A 22,415-nucleotide genomic window follows, 5' to 3' on the forward strand; every position below is an offset into this window, starting at 1 on the left:
TGGTGGACAAACCATTTTCCCTTTTGTAACGCGATACGTAAAAAAGGAGTATACTATTTTACCAGTATGACTCCCTCCTACATAAAACTTTCGGGTACCGAATGAATCTCACTTTGATTACGATTATACCACGAGCAAAAACAAATGCAATAATATTATGAAAACATTTACACTTCCACCTATTTATTCACCATTTATAATTCCATTCCAAAAACCCCTTATGTTTATCCTTTAACGGAATAACATAAGAGGTATCATTATTTACACCTATATGTTGCTATTAAGCAAATGCTTTTTCTTCATTTTGGAAAAATGATTTCATTGCATGAAAGACATCGGATTTTTGCTTTAAAATAAAATAGCGGAACCGTTCGTCTTTAATATTTTTATAGGCAGACATTAGAGTGGAGTGACGATTATATTGATTTACCTCTCCATAGCAAAACATATTGGATAACTCCATTAATTCCTCCACTAATTTTAAACAGCGGATATTATCTGAGGTTAAATTATCTCCATCTGAAAAATGAAATGGGTAAATATTAAACTGGCTAGGGGAATATTTTGTATCGATAAGCTCTAATGCTTTTCGGTAAGCAGATGAACAAATGGTACCACCACTTTCCCCTTTAGAGAAAAATTCATTTTCTGTAACGACTTTTGCCTCCGTATGATGAGCAATGAATTCAATCTCTACTTTCTCGTATTTTGTTCGGAGAAATCTGGTCATCCAGAAGAAAAAGCTTCGTGCCATATATTTTTCCCAAATTCCCATCGATCCGCTCGTATCCATCATCGCAAGAATGACAGCCTTTGATTCATGCTTGATTTTTTCATTCCACGTTTTAAATTTTAAATCCTCAGGAAAAATTGGGTGAAAGCTTGGTTTTCCTTTCATGGCATTTCGTTTAAATGCTGTCATCATCGTCCGTTTTTTATCAATATTTCCCATTAATCCAGTTTTTCTAATGTCATTAAACTCGATATCTTCAATAATTAAATCATGCTCATCTTTTCTTTGTAAATTAGGTAATTCCAACTCTTTAAATAACGCTTCCTCTAATTCTGAAAAGGATACTTCTGCTTCGTAGAAATCCTCCCCTGGTTGATCTCCTGCTCCTTGACCACTACCTTGCCCCTTTTCCCCGGAGCCATCCCTTGCCACTACATCGCCAACTTGACTGTCTCCATCACCTTGACCAACATGTTTATTTTTATCATAGTTATAGCGAATTTTATATTCATCTAATGAACGAATTGGTATTTTTATGACTTCTTTTCCATTCGATAAAATGATATTTTCTTCCGTTATTAAATCCGGTAAATTCTTTTTTATAGCCTCTTGCACCTTTTCTTTATGCCTTTGCTGGTCGTCATGGCCTTTCCGATGGAGGGACCAATCTTCCTGTGATATTGTAAATTGCTGTTTATCTAATTGACTCATACGCTACACACCCCTCCGCTATATTTTTTTTACTATTTTTTGAACTTTTTTTAACGTATTTGCATACATTGTACTGTGTGCCTGATACAAAAGCAGTGTAGGTTGAAACAATAGGTATTATCACTTACTGTAAAGTACTAAAGAAATATTTTTAGAATCTTTAGATTACTAGTAAATTGAATTACTCTATACTATGCAGGAAAAGAGCAAAAATTTACTATTATTTTTTTGGGACAAGGCTTTTCGTGAAAAATAGGTATATATTGATTAATTGTTTATTATATTACGAACTGATAAGATATTTTGTATTTGTCCTGTCCAAAAGAAATAATCTTATAAAAGCATTTAGTAATAAATATAAGGCTGTCTTCTAAAGGATTGTAGTTATTTCATGTTATAGACGCTGAGCAGAATGTATAGTTAGACTCCAGGAAAACCGTAATCGAAGGTTCAGGGACCGATATATAAAAAAAAGAAATCGACCCTTTTGGTCAATTTCTAGTAATGCACCTTTTGCTCACTTACAAAAAGTCTTATTTTGAAGTTACTTGAAGTACTAAATGTTCTCCGGCTGCTACTGTTTCATGTGCTTGTTTTTCTATTGTCATGTCGTCACTGTTCGTGATAATCATTGGCGTAATAGTACTGGCTGCTTTTTCTTTAATTAAGTCTAAATCGAAGGTTATTAGGACGTCGCCTTGTTTTACTTTTTTCCCTTCTGATGTATGGGCAGTGAAGCCCTCTCCATTCATGGAAACTGTTTCTAAACCGATATGTATTAATATTTCTGCCCCGTTTGCTGCTTTTATACCGACTGCATGCTTAGTTGGGAAAACTTGAATTATTTCTCCATCAACAGGTGCTACTACTTTTCCTTCACTTGGTTCAAAGGCAATCCCATCTCCCATCATTTTCTTTGAAAATACAGGATCTGGTACCTCTTGAATTTCTAAGTATTTGCCACTTACTGGGGCAGCTAATTGGACTGTTTTTGAAACAGGGCTTTTTTTACCAAATAATTTCTTTAACATATGAAATCTCCTCTCCATTACTTACTTAGCTTCTGTAAAAAAATTTCGGTTCAATATTGAAAGCCAATTCCTTCCAAATGAATCTCAGCAAATATACTATAAACCATTTCCCATTATTATATACAGATTTTTTCGCAACAATTAATATCTTGTACATATAAATAATATGAAAGGAGGTTTATCTATGGAAAAACATACTTTATTATTTTTGGCTGCTATTCTTGCAGGGTTTGCATTATATAGAGCGCCAATTGCTGGATCTGTCTTAGCTGGCCTTGAACCAGTTACATCCCTTATTGGTTTACTTGCCATTCTTGTTTTTTCTATCGTCCTAATAATTAAAGCTATTCTTGCATTGCTAGGACGTTAGTTTGGTAAGCAAAAAAAGTGAACTATTCCATTCTATTACTTTAATACTTTATCATGAATTTGTGAATATTTTAATAAGCCCTGCACCAATTATTGGTACAGGGCTTATCTATCTGCCTAGAAAAATAATATTAACGGTTTAGTAAACTACCAACATAGCGTAATAATTCATTAGCTGAAGTTGAATTATAACCGTGCTCATCGATAAGTCTTGCCACTACTTCATTAATTTTTTTCAATTGCTGTTCATCTGGTGTTTTTGTTGATGTTGTTATTTTTACAACATCCTTTAGATCTGCAAATAACTTTTTCTGGATTGCTTCCCGGAGGCGATCATGAGAATTGTAATCAAATCGTTTCCCTTTACGCGCATATGCAGAAATGCGTATTAAAATTTCTTCGCGGAATGCTTTTTTCGCATTTTCTGAAATACCAATCTGCTCTTCAATCGAACGCATGAGTTTTTCATCTGGATTAATTTCCTCGCCTGTTAATGGATCACGAAGCTTCGACTTATTGCAGTAAGCTTCTACATTATCAAGATAATTATCCATTAATGTCTTTGCTGATTCCTCATAGGAATACACAAACGCTTTTTGAACTTCTTTTTTCGCAATATCGTCGTACTCTTTTCGAGCAAGCGAAATAAAGTTTAAATAACGTTCCTTCAGTTCTTCGGTAATCGATGGATGCTGATCCAAGCCTTCTTTTAAGGATCGCAATACATCTAATGCATTAATCGATTTTACTTCTTTTCGAATAATAGTAGAGGAAATTCTGTTAATAACATACCGCGGGTCAATCCCGCTCATTCCTTCATCTTGATATTCCTTTTTAAGCTCCTGTACATCCATGGAACTAAATCCTTCGACACTTTCTCCATCGTATAAACGCATTTTTTTAATTAAGTCAATATCTCCTCGTTTTGGCTCTTTTAATCTCGTTAAAATAGTAAACATCGCAGCAACCCGTAATGTATGTGGTGCGATATGAACATCGCTAACATCGCTTTCCCGTATCATCTTTTCATAGATTTTTTCTTCCTGAGAGACCTTTAAGTTATAAGGAACTGGCATGACAATAATACGTGAATGGAGTGCCTCATTCTTTTTATTCGAAATAAAGGAGCGATACTCGGTTTCATTTGTGTGAGCCACGATCAGCTCATCAGCTGAAATAAGTGCAAACCTTCCAGCTTTAAAATTCCCTTCCTGTGTTAAGGAAAGTAAATGCCAAAGGAATTTTTCATCACATTTTAACATTTCTTGGAATTCCATCATTCCACGATTTGCTTTATTTAGTTCTCCATCGAAGCGATAGGCACGCGGATCAGATTCCGAGCCATATTCAGCAATTGTCGAGAAATCGATACTTCCGGTTAAATCTGCAATATCCTGTGATTTTGGATCTGACGGACTAAAGGTTCCGATACCTACTCTACGATCTTCCGAGAAGAAGATTCTTTCCACCAATACATCTTCCATACGTCCGCCATATTCTTCCTCCAAACGCATGACATTTAACGGCGATAAATTACCTTCAATACGGATTCCATACTCCTGGTAAAAATCTTCACGTAAATGAGGCGGTATTAAATGGAGAGGATCTTCGTGCATTGGACACCCTTTAATTGCAAAAACGGCTCCTCGGTCCGTTCGAGAATATGCCTCTAAACCGCGTTTTAGCATCGTCACCAATGTCGATTTCCCGCCACTCACCGGACCCATTAACAATAGAATCCTTTTTCTAACATCTAAACGTTTAGCTGCCGGATGGAAATATTCCTCCACTAATCGTTCCAATGATTCCTCTAATCCAAACAGCTGATGATTAAAAAATTGATACGATTTTCCTCTTTCTGTTTCCTCTATCCCTGCATCCTTCACCATGTTGTATACTCTTGAATGTGCGGATTGTGCATACCAAGGTTTTTCCTTCAGTAACTCTAAATATTCGGCAAAGGTTCCTTCCCACTTTAGCTTCTCTTCTTCCTCACGATATTTTGCAATTTTATCTAAAATACTCATAAAGAACCTCCCTTTATTCTAAAAAAATTTACCATTCACATTGTCACAGGAAAAATAATAATCCGATAAAACAATCAATCTATACCTATACTTATATGAACAAGTACAAGAAAAAATGATATTGTTTGAAATTTTCTTCGCTTTGTTTCCCATTTTTTAAAATTAGGTTATAATAAAAAAAGTATTGGGAATTGGACATTTTTTCATAAAAAGGGGGCGTTACTGTGGGTACAGTAATTATTATCGGGGTGGCAGTTGCTTTTCTTGTTGCAATTTTCACTGCAGGCTATGAGGATAAACCAGGTACTTTTAAATAAAAACCAATAAAAAAGCGCATCCTGGAAGGGAATGCCAGCGTAGATTTCATTCTACTTAGCGGCAGTTTTTCCTTAGGTGCGCTTTTTTTGTTAATGTTTATTCATTCCTTTTTGCTTTACAAATTCATGCATATACATCCGTGTTCGTCTACTTAAAGTTCTCGCCATTTGCTCCGTCCAAGTCTCTACTCGTTCTCCAGCTGTTCTTGTATCGTAATAGTGTTTAATTGTTTCATTGTAAGTAAGCAATTGTTGTTGATAGCTTTCCTTTTCTGCTTCATAACGGTTTTCGTGATAGAGATGCTCTAATGGTAACCGCGGCTTTTGTTCATTCATTTTTGCAGGATAACCGACCACCATTCCAAATAATGGAATTACTCGCTCTCGTATTTCTAATAGCTCACATACTTTAGGTAAATCATTCCGTAGCCCACCAATATAACAAATACCTAACCCCATCGATTCTGCCGCTAAAGCTGCATTTTGGGCTGCTAATGCTGCATCAATTAAACCTACCATAAATTTTTCAGTTGATTCAATGGTTTGTAGGATATTAGCATCCTCCATTTCTCCTATTACTTCATGTCGATAAAAATCAGCACAAAATACAAATAAATGTCCATTTTTTGCAACATAGCTCTGATTTCCTGCAACAGAAGCTAATTGATCCTTTTTCGCTTGATCGGTAACACCAATGATGGAATATGCTTGGATAAAACTGGATGTAGAGGCTGATTGGGCGCATTTAACAATAGTTTCGATTTGTTCTTTTGTCAGCTTCTTGTCTTCAAAATCACGTACTGAGCGATGTGCAAGTATTGTTTCGATTGTCGCATTCATTTCTAACACCCTTTCAATTTTCAGATCATTACTGTTATTTAATCAACTAATGAAACCAATAGCAAGAAATTCGATTAATACGGTAATTTGATAACGAAAAAAAGCGGGGATATTAATGGAAATCCCCGCTTTCGCTGTCATTTGAATTATTTTAAATGAAGAAAATTTTGCTGCCTTAATGCTTCATACACAAGGATTGCAGCAGTATTTGATAAATTTAATGAACGAATGTTAGTAGTCATTGGAATCCGTAAAAACCGATCTTGGTTTTGCTCCAATAACTCTTTTGGTAATCCTGTTGTTTCCTTACCGAAAATAAAATAATACTCTTTATGAATATCGCTATAATCATAGGAGCTATAATATTTATCTCCATATGTTTCAATATAGAAAAATTCTCCGCCTGCATTTTTTTCAAAAAATTCCTCTAGTGAATCGTAATACGTAATATTGACATACTCCCAATAATCGAGACCTGCTCGCTTTAACATTTTATCGTCCGTTGAAAATCCAAGTGGCCGAATTAAATGTAAATGGGCATCTGTGCCTGCACAAGTTCTTGCGATATTCCCTGTATTTGCTGGGATTTCTGGTTGATATAAAACGACATGTATTGCCACAATCTTCCACCTCAAAAACAATAATTTTATAGACTCTTCTATTATACCGCTCTTTTCCTTCATTGGACTTATTGATCGTCAACAATGGTAAAAAATTTATAGTTAATGTTATCTGTATAGGCACTAGAATCTTCATAGGACCAATAACGCATCCGGCTATTGGTTGTGTGGGCGTTTACTAATGGCATTCCATTTGCATCTTTCGCCGTTACAATAGTCGAATGGTCGAATCTTCCATCCCCTTGAAAATCATAGCAAATAACGTCACCCAATTGCAATTCACGTGGGTCTTGCACCTCATTCGCACGTAGGCCGACCTTTGAAGTTCCTAAATACCAGCGTAAGGAGTGGGCAACCGACCAGCTATAGCTCCAATTATTGTCGCGGTACCACCAGCCTGACCCACGATTTGGATAGCCTCTCATCGGTGCACCACCCGCATGTAAACATTGAGAAATAAAACTAGTACAATCGACAGGAAATTTCTTATATTGGGGATTGTAATCATTCCACCAGCGTTCTGCATATTGAACTGCTTTTAAGCGATCATAATGATAGCTCACTCGTTCCATATCTTGTTGCCATTCCAATGGAAACGTCACTTTTTCTTGACTCTCGATGATTGGTATTTCATCATCGGTCATTAATTCCTCTTTATAAAATGTAGCTTTTCGATGTTCTAATTCTTCTTCAATATAAAATTGATCCCTTTGTTTAATTACATAAGTAAAATGAACATCGTACAAAACATCTGTTGATTGTTCGTCTTTTTCTAATCGGTTAATAATTTTGCCCGTTGCTTTTGCTTTAATTATTTCACCACTTCTTTTATGGAGCATTGTTTTCTTTTTCTCAATTTTTAAGCATCCTGAATCTTGATCAGAAATACAATGGTTTACTCGTCGCTCCAGCAATGATTGTAATTGTTGAATCATTTCCACACACTCCTCTCAAGGTAGTGTATGAAATAGTTTTTTTGCCTGTCACAAACTTACAAATTTATCCTTACTAATCCAAAATAGTGAATCATTAATTGACAGCATCCGATGCAATCGATAACGCTCGCTGGATTTCTTCAAGAACATAGTCATCTGTTTCGGTTTCCAATACTTTTCGTAAAATGGTAAGTGCCTCGCTTCCACCAATCTTTCCTAACGTCCAGGCTGCTGTGCCTCGAATGACGGGACGAGGATCTTTCTCAATAACCATTTTTAAATCTGGAATTGCCGAAGCTTCCTTAAAATGGCCAAGCGCTAAAATAGCATTGCGTTGAATTGGTTTTTTCCCACGCCAAGATCCTGCTGTATGCCCAAATCTTTCCTTAAATTCTCGGTTACTCATACTTAGTAATGGTTGAAGCAATGGTTTTGCCGTTTCTGGATCTGGTTCTAATTCCTCATGGAAATGAAAATCCATCCCTTTGTTGTACGGACAGACCATTTGGCATGTATCACATCCATACAAACGATTTCCGATAACGGAACGGTACTCTTCTGGAAGAGAATCCTTTGTTTGTGTTAAATAGGAAATACACGCCTTCGCATTAATTTGCCCACCTTGAACTAATGCACCGGTTGGACAAGCTTCCACACATTTATTACAACTACCACACATATCCTCTATTGGTGTATCTGGTTCAAAGGGTATATTGGTAATCATTTCTCCTAAATATACATAAGAACCAAATTCTGGTGTAATAATGGAACAATTTTTCCCGCTCCATCCGATACCAGCGCGCTCTGCAACTGCACGATCAGATAATTCGCCAGTATCTACCATCGATTTCACACGAGCTTCCGAATAGTTTACAGTTATGAAATCTGCCAATTTTTGTAATCGATACTTTAAGACGACATGATAATCATTTCCCCAGGAGGATTTACTGAATAATCCACGTCGCTCGCCTTTTTTCCCACGAACATGCTCTGTCATTTTTGATGGATAGGCGACAGCAATCGAAATAATCGAAGCCGGCTCGTGAAATAGGAGAGCTGGATTCGTTCTTTTTTCAATATCTGGCTCTTCAAAACCTGATTGATAATTAAGTTCCTGTTGACGAAGTAATCTGCTTTTTAATGTAAGAAAAGGGGCTGCAGTAGTAAATCCAATTTTATCGATACCGATTGTTTTGCTATAGGCAATTATCTCTTGTTTAAATTGTTGAACATCCATTTCCTATCCTCCTATCTAATGAAAATTTTAGTGTATGGTTCTATTGTATATATCATTAAATTAGGCTGTTTTTTCTAAAGGGGCGTTGTTATTTTATGAGATTGGTTAATTAAATGAAACCCTGAGCAGACTGAATACACGAAGACTCCCGCTCGCACGCAGGTAAACGATGTGTTTTCAGTCTGCTGTCTTTTTAGAAAAGCAACAATCTATACAAAAACAGCCTTGAATTATAATTAAACGTTTGAGGTTATTGTAATTAATACTTGCAAAAAAGGAATATACGATTATTCCCTTTTTATTTAGGAAATATACGTCCGCTACGGACAGCTTTTTAGCTAAAAATGTGCATACATAGTAAAAAACGCAATGCTTCGTTCTTTTTTAAACGAAACACTGCGTTGATCGCATATGTATGGAGCGGGTGATGGGAATCGAACCCACGACAACAGCTTGGAAGGCTGTAGTTTTACCACTAAACTACACCCGCAATTCATTACAATTAATAACGAAATTTACTATACCAGATTTTTTTACAATTGTCTACATTTTTTTCATCCACACCAATGTAAAAATTAATATTTTATGACTGATTTTTGCTGAATATTCCCTATCATTACGGTAATAACTGTTTTTTTCGGAATTTGTTACTATTTTTATTTTTTGTCTACATTTCTGTAACAATTTATAGTAAAATACTAACGTTAATGTTTTTTATTAAAATGCTCTTTAGGAGGGAACAATTTGGAGTTTTGTAAGAATTGTGGATCAAAATTAGAGGAACATGCTGTTTTTTGTTCTGAGTGTGGTCAATCTGTTGAAGGAGAATTACAGCAGCCAAGTGCAACCGTTGAAGGAACAACCGTAAATTCTGCTACAGCCTCTAATAATGTAAGACCAGCATCATCTATTTCTTTTAAAAGTTTTTCGAAAAAACAAAAAATAATAACATCTGTTATTGCAGGAATCGTAATTATTCTACTTATTTCATTTTTTACATTAAAGAATATTACTAATCCAGAAAAGAAACTAGAAAGATTTGAAGAAGCACTGAAAACAGAAGATAAGGATGCTCTAAAGAGCTTGCTTGATTCTGGTGACAGTCGAATTAAATTAGAGGATAAACATGTGGAAGGATTATTGACTTATGTAAAAGACAACCCTTCCGAGTTAGACTATATCATTTCAAATCTTGAAGACCAATTAGATAGCTTGCAATCCTCCAAATCTAAGAAAGCTAGTTCAGAAGACAGCTATTTTCTTAATTTAAAAGAGGACGGAAAAACCTTTTTACTCTTTGATGATTATCAAATCCAGCTAAAACCATACTACATTACTGTATCCACTGACTATGCAAATTCTGATGTATATGTTGATGGAAAAAAGGTTGGAACAACGAATGAAGATGCATATACATTAGAATTTGGTCCATACCTTCCTGCTGATTATAATTTCAAAATTGAATTAGCTAGTGACTATGCTACATTATCCAATGAGCTTGAAGTCGATTTGTATGATTACATTTATGATACAAATGAAGTATATGTCGATTTATATTTAGATGCAACTTCTGTTGATATATATACAGATTATAGTGATGCAGAAATTTTCGTTAATGGAAAAAGTGCAGGAGTAAGTGAAGATGGCTACTTCTATATCGATCCAATCACACTAGATGGTTCATTTACAGTATACGCAGAAAAAGAATTCCCTTGGGGTGTGGTTAAATCAGAAGAAGTGACAATTGAAGATTACTCCTACGATTTAGAATTAAATCCTGTGAACGATGAATTAAAAACACAAGTGTCTACTGCAATTAAAGACTACTTTACAGCTTACAATGCCGCATATAAAGGATTGGATAGCACAAAAATTGCACAAGTAAATGAAAGCTATGCAGATCAATTAATTTCTGATATTGATTATTACAAGGATTCTGAATATCAATATGTAGGAAATGGAATTACAAGTGCTACTGTATATTTAGATTCCATAGGCATTGATCAATATGATGGTGTAACAGAAGCATATGTTGAAGCAAAAGTGACACAAAACGGCGATTTACTATATGGTGATGCTTCTGAGGAAGAACGTTCGGAAGTAGCAGCTACAGACGATGAATATGTTATTAGCCTATATTTAGAATATGATGAAACAGCAAAAAATTGGTTAGTAAGCTATGCCGATGAGTATTACTATTATGATACTGATTATGTTGAAGAAGAAACATTTACTTTTGATAATTAAGGAGGGAACAAAAAATGGTATGTTCCAAATGTGGAAGTGAAAATCAATCTGGTAAATTTTGTACAAAATGTGGTGCACCACTAGCTGAAAGTGAAGTTGCAGCAACTACATTTGCTCAACAAGCAACAACACAAGCAGCACCTTCTGCTAATGCGGAAATTTTAGAAAAAGGGAAACATGTATCCAAACAATATTTTTCCTATTTCGTAAATGCACTAAAGCATCCAGCTAGCTTTAGCAATCAAATCGATAGTCGCTCAATGGTAAACGGAATTATTACTATTGTATTAGCAACTTTATTTTTATCCCTTACTGTATATTCTTTAGCGAAGGAAATTGCAGATGCTTTAATGGAGGCAGTCGGATTTTTTGGTATCGGTGATTTTGATGAACCGTCTTTCGGTAGCATGTTCCTTAAGCCTTTCTTCTTAATTCTTATCTATTTCGTATTTTTAAATGCTGTCATTTTCGGAGCTTTGAAGTTAAATAAAGTTCAAGTTTCCTTCCAAGATGTAATTGCACGCTTTGGTACATATCTTGTTGTACCAACCGTATTATTTTTATTCATTTATTTAAGTGCATTACTGGGTCTAGGCGTTGGCTTTACAGCATTTATTGTCTCTCTTGCAGGAGCTTCGATTTATATAAGTATCGCGCTAACAATTTCTAGCTATAAAGCTGCTGGAAAGATCGATAACTATTTAGTAATTCTATTAGCTTTTGCTGTTATCGTTATCGTTAACTCCTTAATTTTAAACGCATATGTTGATAAAATTGTGGAAGCTCTTGAAGCTTTCGGAAGCTTCTTTTAACAAATAGGGTTATCTAAAAAAGCAGAAATTCCTCGGAATTTCTGCTTTTTCTAATTAATCTTCTATTTTTGTAAAAGATTCCACAAACAATGCTAATGTACGAACCATTACCCCAGTAGCTCCAGCTGGTCCTAAATCATGATTTCCATTAATTACAGAAGATCCTGCAATATCTAAATGCACCCAAGGTGTTTCTTCTGCAAATTCACCGATAAAGGCTCCGCCCATAATCGCATGTCCTTCTCGTGTTGGAGAATTATTTAAATCAGCAATTCTACTATTCCTTACCTTTGCTTTATCTTTTTCTGTGATTGGCAATAACCAAATCATTTCATCTGTTTCCATAGAAGCTTCAAGAACTTGCTCATATAAGGATTCATTATTTGTCATTGCACCGGTTTTATCCGATCCAAGAGCTGTGATTACTCCACCTGTTAATGTTGCAACATCTACCAAATATTCGGCACCATGGTGTTTTGCATAGGTAATTCCGTCCGCTAAAACTAATCTTCCCTCTGCATCTGTATTGGTTACTTCAATCGTTTTTCCACTCATGGAGGTAATGACATCATCTGGTTTAAACGCATTTCCGTTCACCATGTTGTCGGTAGATGGGATTACCGCAACAACATTTTGCTCAGGTTTTAATTGTGCGATAATTTCCATTGCCCCAAGAACCGCAGCAGCACCACCCATATCGGTTTTCATGCCAACCATTCCCGTTTTCGGTTTTAATGAGTACCCACCAGTGTCATAGGTTATTCCTTTCCCAACAAGTCCAACTACATCTGTCCATTCCGGTTTTCCTTGATATTTTAATACAATCATTTTTGGTGGTTCAACAGATCCTTGGTTTACTGCCAGAATCGCCCCCATACCAAGTCTTTCCATGTCCTCTTTTTCTAAAATTTCAATTTCTAAAGAATACTTTTCTGCTAGACCTTTTGCATAGTTTGCCAAATCAGTAGATGTTAATAGATTTGGTGGTGTATTCACTAAAGTCCGTGCAGCGTTTGTAGCTTGTCCATAAATATAGCCTACCGAAAGTGCTTCCTCTAAAGAATTTTCCTCTGTACTACTGTACACAGTTAACGATTCAATAGATACTTCTGGAACATTTGGTTTTTGCTTATATCCATTAAATTCATATAAGGATAATGCAAAAGCTTCACTTAATACTTCGCAAACAACTTCCGGTTCAAAACCTTCCGCTACAAAGGTGTCGAGCATGATTCCAGCAGCAGTTATTCTAGCCTTATTTATTGTTTGAAACGCTTTTCCGAAGGCTTCTCGCAATATTTCCTTTGTTAATCCTTTTTTCTTCCCTAAGCCGACAAACAATAAACGTTTCGGGCCAACCAATCCTAACGTATGGACAACTGCTATTGACTTTTTCTTAGCAGAAATATCACCAGATTTCACTAATTCTTTTAACTGGTTTTGTAAGTTAGGACTCGTCTCCTCCAACCAATCGCCAAACTTGTTTGGATGATCATAGACACCTATCATTAAAAATTCTAAGCTTTCATTCCAATTTACTTTATTTTGTACAGTAAACATTTTAAGCACCCCCCTCCCCATTATAAAGAAATTTCTTTAGTATTTCGAATTAAATTTAAAAATGTAGTGATGAATTACTAAATATATTTCCGCGTCCTTCTTATTTATATACAAAAAAACTTGCTGTGCATATTACACAACAAGTTTAGTATTTACCATACAGTCTAGTATTTACTTTTTATTCTTTTTTATTGGAGACATATTGACTTCGGAACACTTGCATCGACTCATCCTCATTCAAAGCCTCGAGCTCCTCATTTGTAATTTTTCCGTCGCCGACCTCAACCACGAAAACCTCTACTTCTTTTTTACCCCATTGCTCGTACACATCATCTACTGTTTCAAAATACAAATCAATTTTATTACCATTTATAGCAGAACCAGTATCTGCAACTACCCCATATCCATAGCCCGGAATAAATAAAATAGTTCCGATTGGAAATACATCGGTATCTGCTGCTATAGTAGAGTATAAATCTCGTTTTACCTTGACTCCTGAATAGGTAATCCCATAGGAAGGATCTCCTGGATTTTTACCAGTAGATTCATATCCTGCTGTATACCCTGTTGCGACAACGGTAGAGCTTGGATATTCTTCCCAATTAAATGCTTTTTCTAAAGGTGGTACTTCTCCTTCAATTTCCGCACTTGATGATATTTTTGTTTGTGGTGAAAATGCTTCCTTCAAGTTTTTAAATGCTAGTCCAATTGTATTTAATGAATGCTCCCAAAAGTTCGTTCTTGTTGTATACTCATCATTTTCTCCTATAGGTGAGTCAAAAAGCATTTGTGCTTTTACTCCTGTCACCGATTGAAAGGTTGTTAAAAATGCAATCGTAAATAATAGGGTCATTGCAACTCTTTTAGACCAATTTTTTATTTTTACCATAATTTTTCACTCCTCCCGAGTCTATTTCTTTCCCAAACGGAAAAGAAATATTCATAGAAGAAGTGATTTTTTGATATATTTTTATAAAATAATAAAAATTGATAATATTTTGTTACATTAATTGAAATTTATACCAATTTATTCCATATAAAAAAGCTCATGTTTCCATGAGCTTAAAACATACGGTAACCCCTTTGGCGTAGAAGCTTCATCGTTAATCCTGATAAAATCGCCCCGATTAGACCAGATAATAATATCATAATATCTGCTGGTGCTAATGTTGTGAGATTCTCCCATAATGCGGAAAATGATTTACTCGGTTGACGAAAATACTCTACAATTTCTACATCATCAATAACAAAAATAATGACAATTGGATAAATGAATGCCATTATCCACGTCATTCGTAATAACATATTTAAAATAAAGCCAATCCCGAAAAATAATACGAGAAATAATAGTATAGAAATTAATAGATGTAAAATGGTAAAATGCATCCCGCTAGTCTCTCCCCTCTAAACCTACTCAAACTTAGTGTACTGAATGGTTAATAGAGAGTCAATCCAGAGTTTTGCTGGATACAGAATATTTATAACAATTTCCAGATAATAAGAACCGCACCATATAGGATGCGATTCGACTATTTACCAAAACAAGAAAACGCTCTATATTTTTCCTAAGGAATTATGCAGCTTCTTTTGTACCAGTACCATTACAACATGGACAAGTTTCAGATCCACCTAAAAGTAATTGAAAATAGCCCTCGCCTTGACAATATTCACAGCTGTCTGAAGTTTTATACGGAACTTTTCCCATTACATATCCCTCTTTTCCTTTGTTATTGAGCTAAATATAGCAAAAACAAATAAGATAGAAAAGTCTGAAAAAATGAAGGTGTTGTTTGATGAAAGCGTATACAGCTTTATTTTTCTATGTTTTTCTTGCACATTCTTAAAATTTCAGAAATTTTAATTATTTTAATGTTTTTCTGTTTTTTCTATTCATATGATGTGCCCTTTTTTAGCTTTGGTGGTGCATACTGGTTTATGTATGGAGAAACTGAAACAAAGCTGTTTTCTCCTCCTGTACTTTGTCGGTTTCCTTTTGAGTGCTTTTCTCTAACGAATTTTTAATTATTATCATGCTCACTTTCCTATTGATACCCGTTCTCTAACGGATTTCTTCTCCATTTCTTTCTCCCTTTCCTTGTTGATACCCGTTCTCTAACGGATTTCGTCTCCATTTCTTTCTCCCTTTCCTATTGATACTTGTTCTCTAACGGATTTCGTCACTCATTCTTTCTCCCTTTCCTGTTGATACCCGTTCTCTAATGGATTTCTTCTCCATTTCTTTCTCCCTTTCCTATTGATACCCGTTCTCTAACGGATTTCGTCACTCATTCTTTCTCACTTTCCTGTTGATACCCGTTCTCTAATGGATTTCTTCTCCATTACTTTCTCCCTTTCCTGTTGATACCAGTTCTCTAACGGATTTCGTCTCCCGTTCTTTCTCGCTTTCCAATTGATACCCGTTCTCTAACGGATTTTGTCACTCGTTCTTTCTCACTTTCCTATTGATACTTGTTCTCTAACGGATTTCGTCACTCATTCTTTCTCACTTTCCTGTTGATACCCGTTCTCTAACGGATTTCGTCACTAGTTTTTCTCCCTTTCCTATTGATACCCGTTCTCTAACGGATTTCGTCTCCATTTCTTTCTCCCTTTCCTGTTGATACCCGTTCTCTAACGGATTTCGTCTCCATTTCTTTCTCCCTTTCCTATTGATACCCGTTCTCTAACGGATTTCGTCACTCATTCTTTCTCACTTTCCTGTTGATACCCGTTCTCTAATGGATTTCTTATCCATTTCTTTCTCCCTTTCCTGTTGATACCCGTTCTCTAACGGATTTCTTCTCCATTTCTTTCTCCCTTTCCTGTTGATACCCGTTCTCTAACGGATTTCTTCTCCAGTTCTTTCTCCCTTTCCTATTGATACCCGTTCTCTAACGGATTTCGTCTCCATTTCTTTCTCCCTTTCCTATTGATACTTGTTCTCTAACGGATTTCGTCACTCATTCTTTCTCCCTTTCCTGTTGATACCCGTTCTCTAATGGATTTCTTCTCCATTTCTTTCTCCCTTTCCTGTTGATACCAGTTCTCTAACGGATTTCGTCTCCATTTCTTTCTCCCTTTCCTGTTGATACCCGTTCACTAACGGATTTCGTATCCAGTTCTTTCTCCGTTTCCTAATGATAACCGTTCTCTAACGGGTTTCGTCTCCATTTCTTTCTCCCTTTCCTGTTGATACCCGTTCTCTAATGGATTTCTTCTCCATTTCTTTCTCCCTTTCCTGTTGATACCCGTTCACTAACGGATTTCGTCTCCATTTCTTTCTCCCTTTCCTGTTGATACCCGTTCACTAACGGATTTCGTATCCATTTCTTTCTCCCTTTCCTGTTGATACCCGTTCTCTAATGGATTTCTTCTCCATTTCTTTCTCCCTTTCCTGTTGATACCAGTTCTCTAACGGATTTCGTCTCCATTTCTTTCTCCCTTTCCTGTTGATACCCGTTCTCTAACGAAAAACAAAAAAAAAGCAAGCTGCATTAAACAGCTTGCTTTCTTCCTTTTACCTTAAGCATTAAAAAATGTTAAATTTACCTTTTTTCAATACTAATGGAATTCCACCGATCATGAATAGGGCACGATTATCGATTACTTTTTTCATGAAGGATGCGCTAAATCCAGTTAATTTTTTACCGAATACTACACCAATTGCATCATGTTCACCTAAAGAACATACGGTACCTTTATTATCAAAAGTAAATTCTTTAAGATCATTTTTTCCTTGAATTAAGGATGCAATATTTTTCGCAGTAAGTACTGCTTGTTGCATTGCAATTTGCGCAGTTGGTGGGAATGGTCTGTTATTTTCTTCATTAATAACTGCAGAACAGTCACCAAGAATGAAAATATCTTCATGTGCAGGCATTCTTAAGTGGCTATCCACTGTTACACGACCTCTAATATTTTCAAAGCCTGATTTTTCGATTACTTCATTTCCGCGAACTCCAGCAGCCCAAACAACCGTACCTGCTTTAATTAATCTTGGTTCTTCATCACCTTTCGCAACTAACACACCTTCAGGAGTACATTCTTTGATGGCAGTTCCGATGTTAAATTCTACACCTTTTTTCTCTAATAATGCAGTTGCATAGCTTACTAGTCCTGGGTCAAATCCAGGTAAAGCCATAGGTGCAGCCTCTACGCAATAAATATTAACTTTTGATTGTTCAATTTCATATTCTTTACATAGTTGAGGAATACGATTAACAAGCTCTCCAAGGAATTCAATTCCGGTAAATCCAGCACCACCGACAACTATAGATAAACGTTCCTCTTGTTTGTCCGCTTCTGCACTATAAGTAGCAAATTGATATTCAATATGCTCTCTAATTTGGCGAGAACTATCTACACTTGTAATAGTGAATGCATTTTCTTTTAAGCCTTTAATTCCAAATGTTTCTGATTCTCCACCTAAAGCAACTACTAGATAATCATAAGTAACTTCTCCATTACTTAAAATTACTTTCTTTTCATCTGCTTTAATTTCTTCTACAGAATCTTGAACGAAATTTACTTTACTTCTATTAATGACATCTGCGATATTATAACGTACACGATCATGATGTAATGTACCAGCAGAAGCTTCGTGCAACCATGTTGTTTCATAATGGTAATCATTTTTATTTATTAAAGTAATTTCTGCATCATTTACACCAACTAATTTTTGTAAACGAACAGCTGTTAATAGTCCACCGTAACCGGCACCTAATATAACGACTTTTGGTTTATTCACTGTTGTCACCCTTCTAGTTTAAATATTTGTATTTGAAAAGAATACTCTTGTTTTCATTTTCTACAAGTATTCGCAAAAAATGTATGTCACTTTGTTTTGTTAACAAATAAGTTTGTCAAGAAAAACAACAACAACATATAAAACTTTGTGATAATATTCACTAAAGTTTGCAAAAGTTTTCACAATCAAAAGCACTTTTACTATATTATTTTAGCTTTTTTTTGCATTTATTTCAAGGAAAAAATTATCTCAGACGTAAAAACCTCCGAACCCAATTAGCTAATGTAATAAACCCCTTCCGGATAGGTGTATTTCTGTCGTATAAAGTAGATTTATGATAAAATGAAGTGAAAAAATTGTTGGAGGGATACCTTTGAAAGAAGATACGCAAATATATGATATAACTGTTATTGGTGGAGGTCCCACTGGATTATTTACGGCATTTTACGGCGGGTTACGCAAGGCAACCGTTAAAATAATAGAAAGCTTACCACAATTGGGGGGACAATTAACTGCCCTTTACCCAGAAAAATATATTTACGATGTAGCTGGATTTCCAAAAATTCGTGCACAGGAGCTTGTTAACAATTTAACGGAGCAAATTAAATTATTTGATCCTACCATTTGTTTAGAACAATCAGTTGAAAAACTAGAAAAGCTGGAAGATGGTTCATTTAAGTTAATAACGGATCAAGAGGTTCACTATACGAAGGCAATAATTATAACTGCTGGAAATGGTGCATTTCAACCAAGACGATTGGAGCTTGAAGAAGGAAAAAAATATGAAGGAAAAAACCTTCATTACTTTATTAATGATTTATCCTACTTCAAGGATAAAAATGTTGTTGTATTAGGTGGCGGAGATTCTGCAGTTGATTGGTCTTTAATGCTCGAGCCGATTGCGAAAAAAGTATCCATTGTTCATCGTCGGGATAAATTCCGAGCACATGAACATAGTGTTGAAAGATTACACAATTCTAGTATAGATATCAAAACCCCATTGGTTCCCGTTGGTATTGTCGGTAATGAGGAAAAAATTACGCAATTAGTTTTACAAGCACCAAAAGGGGAAGATACGGAAACAATAGATGTTGATGAAGTAGTTGTAAGCTATGGATTTGTTTCCTCCTTAGGACCTATTAAGGAATGGGGATTAGATATTCAGAAAAATTCTATTGTTGTTAACTCGAAAATGGAGACGAATATTCCTGGAATTTATGCGGCAGGAGATATTTGTACATATGACGGAAAAGTGAAGTTAATTGCTACTGGCTTTGGTGAAGGTCCAATTGCGATTAACAATGCGAAAACATTTATTGATCCAAAGGCAAGAGTACAACCATTACATAGTACGTCGATGTTTGAAGATTAATGAAACCGTTAAGAATATAACTATAAAAAAAGGATGACAATAGCCATCCTTTTTTTATGGCATTTAACATCTCTCTGGTGTTCCAGCTGCCTTTGCCGTACGGAATGATGCGCCACAGCCGCATGCTGCAATCGCATTTGGATTATCGATGGTGAATCCGCCGCCAAGTAATGATTGTTTATAGTCAATACTCGTGCCGGATAGAATTGGTGCACTTATTTTATCCACAACTAGTTTCAAGCCATGCTGTTCAAGTAAAATATCGTCCTCTTTTACTTCATGATCTAAACCCATTCCATAGGAAAGGCCAGTACATCCACCGCCTTTAACGGAGACACGTAAAAATGCATCTGTTTCGTTATTTTCCTTCATCATATCTTTAATTTGCAGTGCTGCTGCTTCTGTCAAATGTACGATTTGCTCTGACACTTTGCCAAACCTCCCTTAGTCTAACTATTTATAAATAATACGTTGCTCCTTATGATTTATACATGAGGAAATATGTCGTCATAAATGTGAGTAATGTAATTTTACGGTTCGCCAATAAATTTGTTCGTCTTAATTATAGTATATATTTATTTGAGCACGGACTCAACTATCGTGCAGCCTATTTTCTTACCATAATAACCCTACCCTTAAAGTAGTCGTTATTCCCATTGGTGAATACACTTTACAAGAGCCTATCCGTCATCTTATCTTATATTCGTTTTTTTGCTGAAATATACAATTCCAATTGTTAATTTCTTATAATTTCGATATAATTTTTATATCTGTATGTTTGCGGTTTCATAGTAGTTTAATACTTTTCAAAAATAAGATTCGTAGTGTTATCAAACTATTTATCAGACGACCAAAGGGGAATAATTCATGAGAAAGCTTGTTTTGTTAGGCGGGGGATATGGGGGCATGAAAATTATGCAAAAGCTACTCCCAGATCAACTACCTGAGGATGTTCACATTACGCTAATAGATAAGGTACCTTATCATAGTTTAAAAACAGAATTTTATGCACTAGCAGCTGGAACGTTACCTGATCAGCATGTTCGCGTTACCTTTCCAGAGCATGAGCGATTGACCATTGTGTATGGGGAGATTACACAAATGAATATTGTAGAAAAGCTAGTGAGTGTTAATGGCCAGGGTACCATTCCATTTGATGACTTAGTCATTGGTCTTGGCTGCGAGGATAAGTATCATTCTGTTCCAGGTGCTAATGAATATACCTATGGAATTCAGTCAATTGAAGCTTCCCGAAGAACGTATTCAGCTTTAAATAACTTACCTGGCTATTCAAAGGTAGCAATTGTTGGTGCTGGATTAAGTGGAGTAGAATTAGCTAGTGAATTGCATGAAAGTCGTCCAGACCTCGATATTCGTATTTATGATCGTGGTAAAAATATCCTTTCTGCATTTCCTGAAAAATTAAGTACATTTGTAACTAACTGGTTTCAAGAGCATAATATTCAAGTCATTAATGAATCGAATATTACAAAAGTCGAAGAAGGTATTTTATATAATCACGACGATCCAATTGAAGTAGATGTAATTGTTTGGACAGCAGGGATTCAACCAAACAAGCTTGTTCGTGAATTAGAGGTAGAAAAGGATGCACAGGGTCGAGTATTGCTCACACCTTATCATAATCTTCCAGCAAACGAGCATGTATATGTCGTTGGCGACTGTGCTAGCCTACCATTTGCACCAAGTGCACAGCTAGCAGAAGCACAGGCAGAACAAATCGTGCAAGTTTTATTAAGTAGGTGGAAACAGGAAGAACTACCAGAAAAAATGCCAGAAATGAAATTAAAAGGTGTGCTAGGCTCATTAGGAAGGAAACAAGGCTTTGGTTTAGTCGCCGATCATACCCTTACAGGTAGAGTACCTCGATTATTAAAATCTGGTATTTTATGGCTATATAAATTCCATAATGGATAAGAAAAAGGCTGATGCCAGCAAGCATCAGCCTTTTTCTTATGTCTTATACTGTCGGTGCCTGGTAGCCATACTTTTCCATTTCCACATAAATTGTTTTTAGGCGGGGATTTCCTTCAGCTACAATTTGATCCTCAATTAATACTACTGGATAAAACATATCCTCTTCAATAACACGTTGTGCAAATGCTTGAAGCTTTTCTTCAGCAGGAGGATTCATAATATCCACATAATTCATTGAGAAAGGCTGATTTGGATACTTTCTAGTCAGTGCAGCCTCCAGCCATTCATAGGTTTCTTTCGAGGATGGTAAATTTACACAGCTCGCACAAATTTGTTCTGCCCCATATATTGTAATTTCCACAGGTTTAAAATGGCCCAATTTCATTTCCTCCCACCAAATCATTTTACAAAATTTTAAGTTGCACATAAAATAGAGATAACAAGCAAAGATTTGACAAATAGAATTAACAAATGGATTTTTCCTTATATCCCTATTATAATAAGAATCAGAGAGAAAGGAGTGCTAAAAATGACTGGTTTAGAACTAAAAGATCAAGTACAAGAAGTATTAGATAAATTACGTCCATTCCTTCTTCGTGACGGAGGCGATTGCGAGCTTGTCGATGTGGAAGACGGCGTTGTAAAACTACGTCTACTCGGTGCATGTGGAACATGTCCAAGTTCAACAATCACATTAAAAGCAGGAATCGAACGTGCACTATTTGAAGAAGTTCCAGGTGTAGTAGAAGTAGAACAAGTATTTTAATTTCTAACATTTCATACCTGTAATTTAATATTTGTGCCACAGAACAAATAAAGAAAATGTTTTTTCATTCCTACTTTTTCAACCAATCAACTTATCGATTCGGTAGCTTGAATGTATTTTCATTGATTCAGATGAATGATAGCTTGTTGCGGATTT

At 35.7% G+C, this 22,415-nt stretch carries 19 protein-coding genes, 1 tRNA gene and 1 pseudogene; 6 read left to right on the forward strand and 15 right to left on the reverse strand.

Annotated elements, in window-relative coordinates; translation table 11 throughout:
• Positions 1 to 280: 280 nt before the first annotated feature.
• Together yhbH and OEV98_RS04470 are read right to left on the reverse strand one after the other, a co-directional pair.
• Positions 281 to 1,444 (reverse strand): sporulation protein YhbH, encoded by a 1,164-nt coding sequence (yhbH, locus tag OEV98_RS04465; protein WP_263072012.1) that lies wholly within the window; start codon positions 1,442 to 1,444, stop codon positions 281 to 283.
• A 533-nt stretch (positions 1,445 to 1,977) separates the two neighbouring features.
• On the reverse strand, positions 1,978 to 2,475 hold the full coding sequence (locus OEV98_RS04470; protein ID WP_263072013.1) for a PTS sugar transporter subunit IIA: 498 nt from the start codon (positions 2,473 to 2,475) through the stop codon (positions 1,978 to 1,980).
• A 184-nt stretch (positions 2,476 to 2,659) separates the two neighbouring features.
• On the opposite strand from OEV98_RS04470, the gene OEV98_RS04475 reads away from it, so the two are divergent.
• Positions 2,660 to 2,845, forward strand: a complete 186-nt coding sequence (locus OEV98_RS04475; RefSeq protein WP_263072014.1) for a hypothetical protein — start codon at positions 2,660 to 2,662, stop codon at positions 2,843 to 2,845.
• A gap of 130 nt (positions 2,846 to 2,975) precedes the next feature.
• Here OEV98_RS04475 and OEV98_RS04480 read toward each other — a convergent pair whose 3' ends face one another.
• From OEV98_RS04480 to OEV98_RS04505, 6 genes are all read right to left on the reverse strand, one after another.
• Positions 2,976 to 4,871 carry a PrkA family serine protein kinase gene (locus OEV98_RS04480; RefSeq protein WP_263072015.1) on the reverse strand — a complete coding sequence of 632 codons (1,896 nt, stop codon included), beginning with the start codon at positions 4,869 to 4,871 and terminating at the stop codon, positions 2,976 to 2,978.
• 407 nt (positions 4,872 to 5,278) lie between these two features.
• Positions 5,279 to 6,028 (reverse strand): oxygen-insensitive NADPH nitroreductase, encoded by a 750-nt coding sequence (nfsA, locus tag OEV98_RS04485; protein WP_263072016.1) that lies wholly within the window; start codon positions 6,026 to 6,028, stop codon positions 5,279 to 5,281.
• A gap of 146 nt (positions 6,029 to 6,174) precedes the next feature.
• Positions 6,175 to 6,648: a tRNA (uridine(34)/cytosine(34)/5-carboxymethylaminomethyluridine(34)-2'-O)-methyltransferase TrmL gene (trmL, locus tag OEV98_RS04490; RefSeq protein WP_263072017.1), complete on the reverse strand. Its 474-nt coding sequence runs from the start codon at positions 6,646 to 6,648 to the stop codon at positions 6,175 to 6,177.
• Positions 6,649 to 6,716: 68 nt separating this feature from the next.
• On the reverse strand, positions 6,717 to 7,583 hold the full coding sequence (locus OEV98_RS04495; protein ID WP_263072018.1) for an amidase domain-containing protein: 867 nt from the start codon (positions 7,581 to 7,583) through the stop codon (positions 6,717 to 6,719).
• 94 nt (positions 7,584 to 7,677) lie between these two features.
• The gene (queG, locus tag OEV98_RS04500) at positions 7,678 to 8,820 is read right to left on the reverse strand and encodes a tRNA epoxyqueuosine(34) reductase QueG (protein WP_263072019.1); all 1,143 of its coding nucleotides are present in this window, start codon (positions 8,818 to 8,820) and stop codon (positions 7,678 to 7,680) included.
• A 416-nt stretch (positions 8,821 to 9,236) separates the two neighbouring features.
• Positions 9,237 to 9,310, reverse strand: a tRNA-Gly gene (locus tag OEV98_RS04505).
• A gap of 254 nt (positions 9,311 to 9,564) precedes the next feature.
• Between OEV98_RS04505 and OEV98_RS04510 the strand changes: the two genes are divergently transcribed.
• A complete protein-coding gene (locus OEV98_RS04510) occupies positions 9,565 to 11,067 on the forward strand; it encodes a zinc ribbon domain-containing protein (protein WP_263072020.1) in 1,503 nt (500 codons plus the stop codon).
• A 14-nt stretch (positions 11,068 to 11,081) separates the two neighbouring features.
• Positions 11,082 to 11,879 (forward strand): zinc ribbon domain-containing protein, encoded by a 798-nt coding sequence (locus OEV98_RS04515; RefSeq protein ID WP_263072021.1) that lies wholly within the window; start codon positions 11,082 to 11,084, stop codon positions 11,877 to 11,879.
• Between the two features lie 54 nt (positions 11,880 to 11,933).
• Here the strand turns inward: OEV98_RS04515 and OEV98_RS04520 are convergent, their stop codons facing one another.
• The 5 genes from OEV98_RS04520 to OEV98_RS04540 form a co-directional block, all read right to left on the reverse strand.
• Positions 11,934 to 13,439: a leucyl aminopeptidase gene (locus tag OEV98_RS04520; RefSeq protein WP_263072022.1), complete on the reverse strand. Its 1,506-nt coding sequence runs from the start codon at positions 13,437 to 13,439 to the stop codon at positions 11,934 to 11,936.
• Between the two features lie 178 nt (positions 13,440 to 13,617).
• Complete coding sequence (locus OEV98_RS04525; RefSeq protein WP_263072023.1) at positions 13,618 to 14,328, reverse strand: 3D domain-containing protein; 711 nt, start codon at positions 14,326 to 14,328, stop codon at positions 13,618 to 13,620.
• Positions 14,329 to 14,501: 173 nt separating this feature from the next.
• Positions 14,502 to 14,825 (reverse strand): YuiB family protein, encoded by a 324-nt coding sequence (locus OEV98_RS04530; RefSeq protein ID WP_263072024.1) that lies wholly within the window; start codon positions 14,823 to 14,825, stop codon positions 14,502 to 14,504.
• Positions 14,826 to 15,012: 187 nt separating this feature from the next.
• A complete protein-coding gene (locus OEV98_RS04535; protein ID WP_263072025.1) occupies positions 15,013 to 15,144 on the reverse strand; it encodes a YuiA family protein in 132 nt (43 codons plus the stop codon).
• Between the two features lie 1,824 nt (positions 15,145 to 16,968).
• The gene (locus OEV98_RS04540) at positions 16,969 to 18,195 is read right to left on the reverse strand and encodes an NAD(P)/FAD-dependent oxidoreductase (protein WP_263072026.1); all 1,227 of its coding nucleotides are present in this window, start codon (positions 18,193 to 18,195) and stop codon (positions 16,969 to 16,971) included.
• Positions 18,196 to 18,559: 364 nt separating this feature from the next.
• On the opposite strand from OEV98_RS04540, the gene OEV98_RS04545 reads away from it, so the two are divergent.
• Positions 18,560 to 19,558, forward strand: a complete 999-nt coding sequence (locus OEV98_RS04545) for an NAD(P)/FAD-dependent oxidoreductase (RefSeq protein WP_263072027.1) — start codon at positions 18,560 to 18,562, stop codon at positions 19,556 to 19,558.
• A gap of 63 nt (positions 19,559 to 19,621) precedes the next feature.
• Here OEV98_RS04545 and erpA read toward each other — a convergent pair whose 3' ends face one another.
• On the reverse strand, positions 19,622 to 19,987 hold the full coding sequence (gene erpA / locus OEV98_RS04550; protein WP_263072028.1) for an iron-sulfur cluster insertion protein ErpA: 366 nt from the start codon (positions 19,985 to 19,987) through the stop codon (positions 19,622 to 19,624).
• Positions 19,988 to 20,425: 438 nt separating this feature from the next.
• Between erpA and OEV98_RS04555 the strand changes: the two genes are divergently transcribed.
• Positions 20,426 to 21,493, forward strand: coding sequence for an NAD(P)/FAD-dependent oxidoreductase (locus OEV98_RS04555; protein WP_263072029.1), 1,068 nt, complete (start codon positions 20,426 to 20,428; stop codon positions 21,491 to 21,493).
• A 43-nt stretch (positions 21,494 to 21,536) separates the two neighbouring features.
• On the opposite strand, the gene OEV98_RS04560 is transcribed toward OEV98_RS04555, so the two are convergent.
• Positions 21,537 to 21,872: a YuzD family protein gene (locus OEV98_RS04560; RefSeq protein ID WP_407676489.1), complete on the reverse strand. Its 336-nt coding sequence runs from the start codon at positions 21,870 to 21,872 to the stop codon at positions 21,537 to 21,539.
• A gap of 92 nt (positions 21,873 to 21,964) precedes the next feature.
• Between OEV98_RS04560 and OEV98_RS04565 the strand changes: the two are divergent.
• Positions 21,965 to 22,259, forward strand: a pseudogene (locus OEV98_RS04565) (NifU family protein).
• Positions 22,260 to 22,415 lie beyond the last annotated feature (156 nt).

Source organism: Perspicuibacillus lycopersici, assembly GCF_025660475.1.
Taxonomy (GTDB): domain Bacteria; phylum Bacillota; class Bacilli; order Bacillales; family Caldibacillaceae; genus Perspicuibacillus; species Perspicuibacillus lycopersici.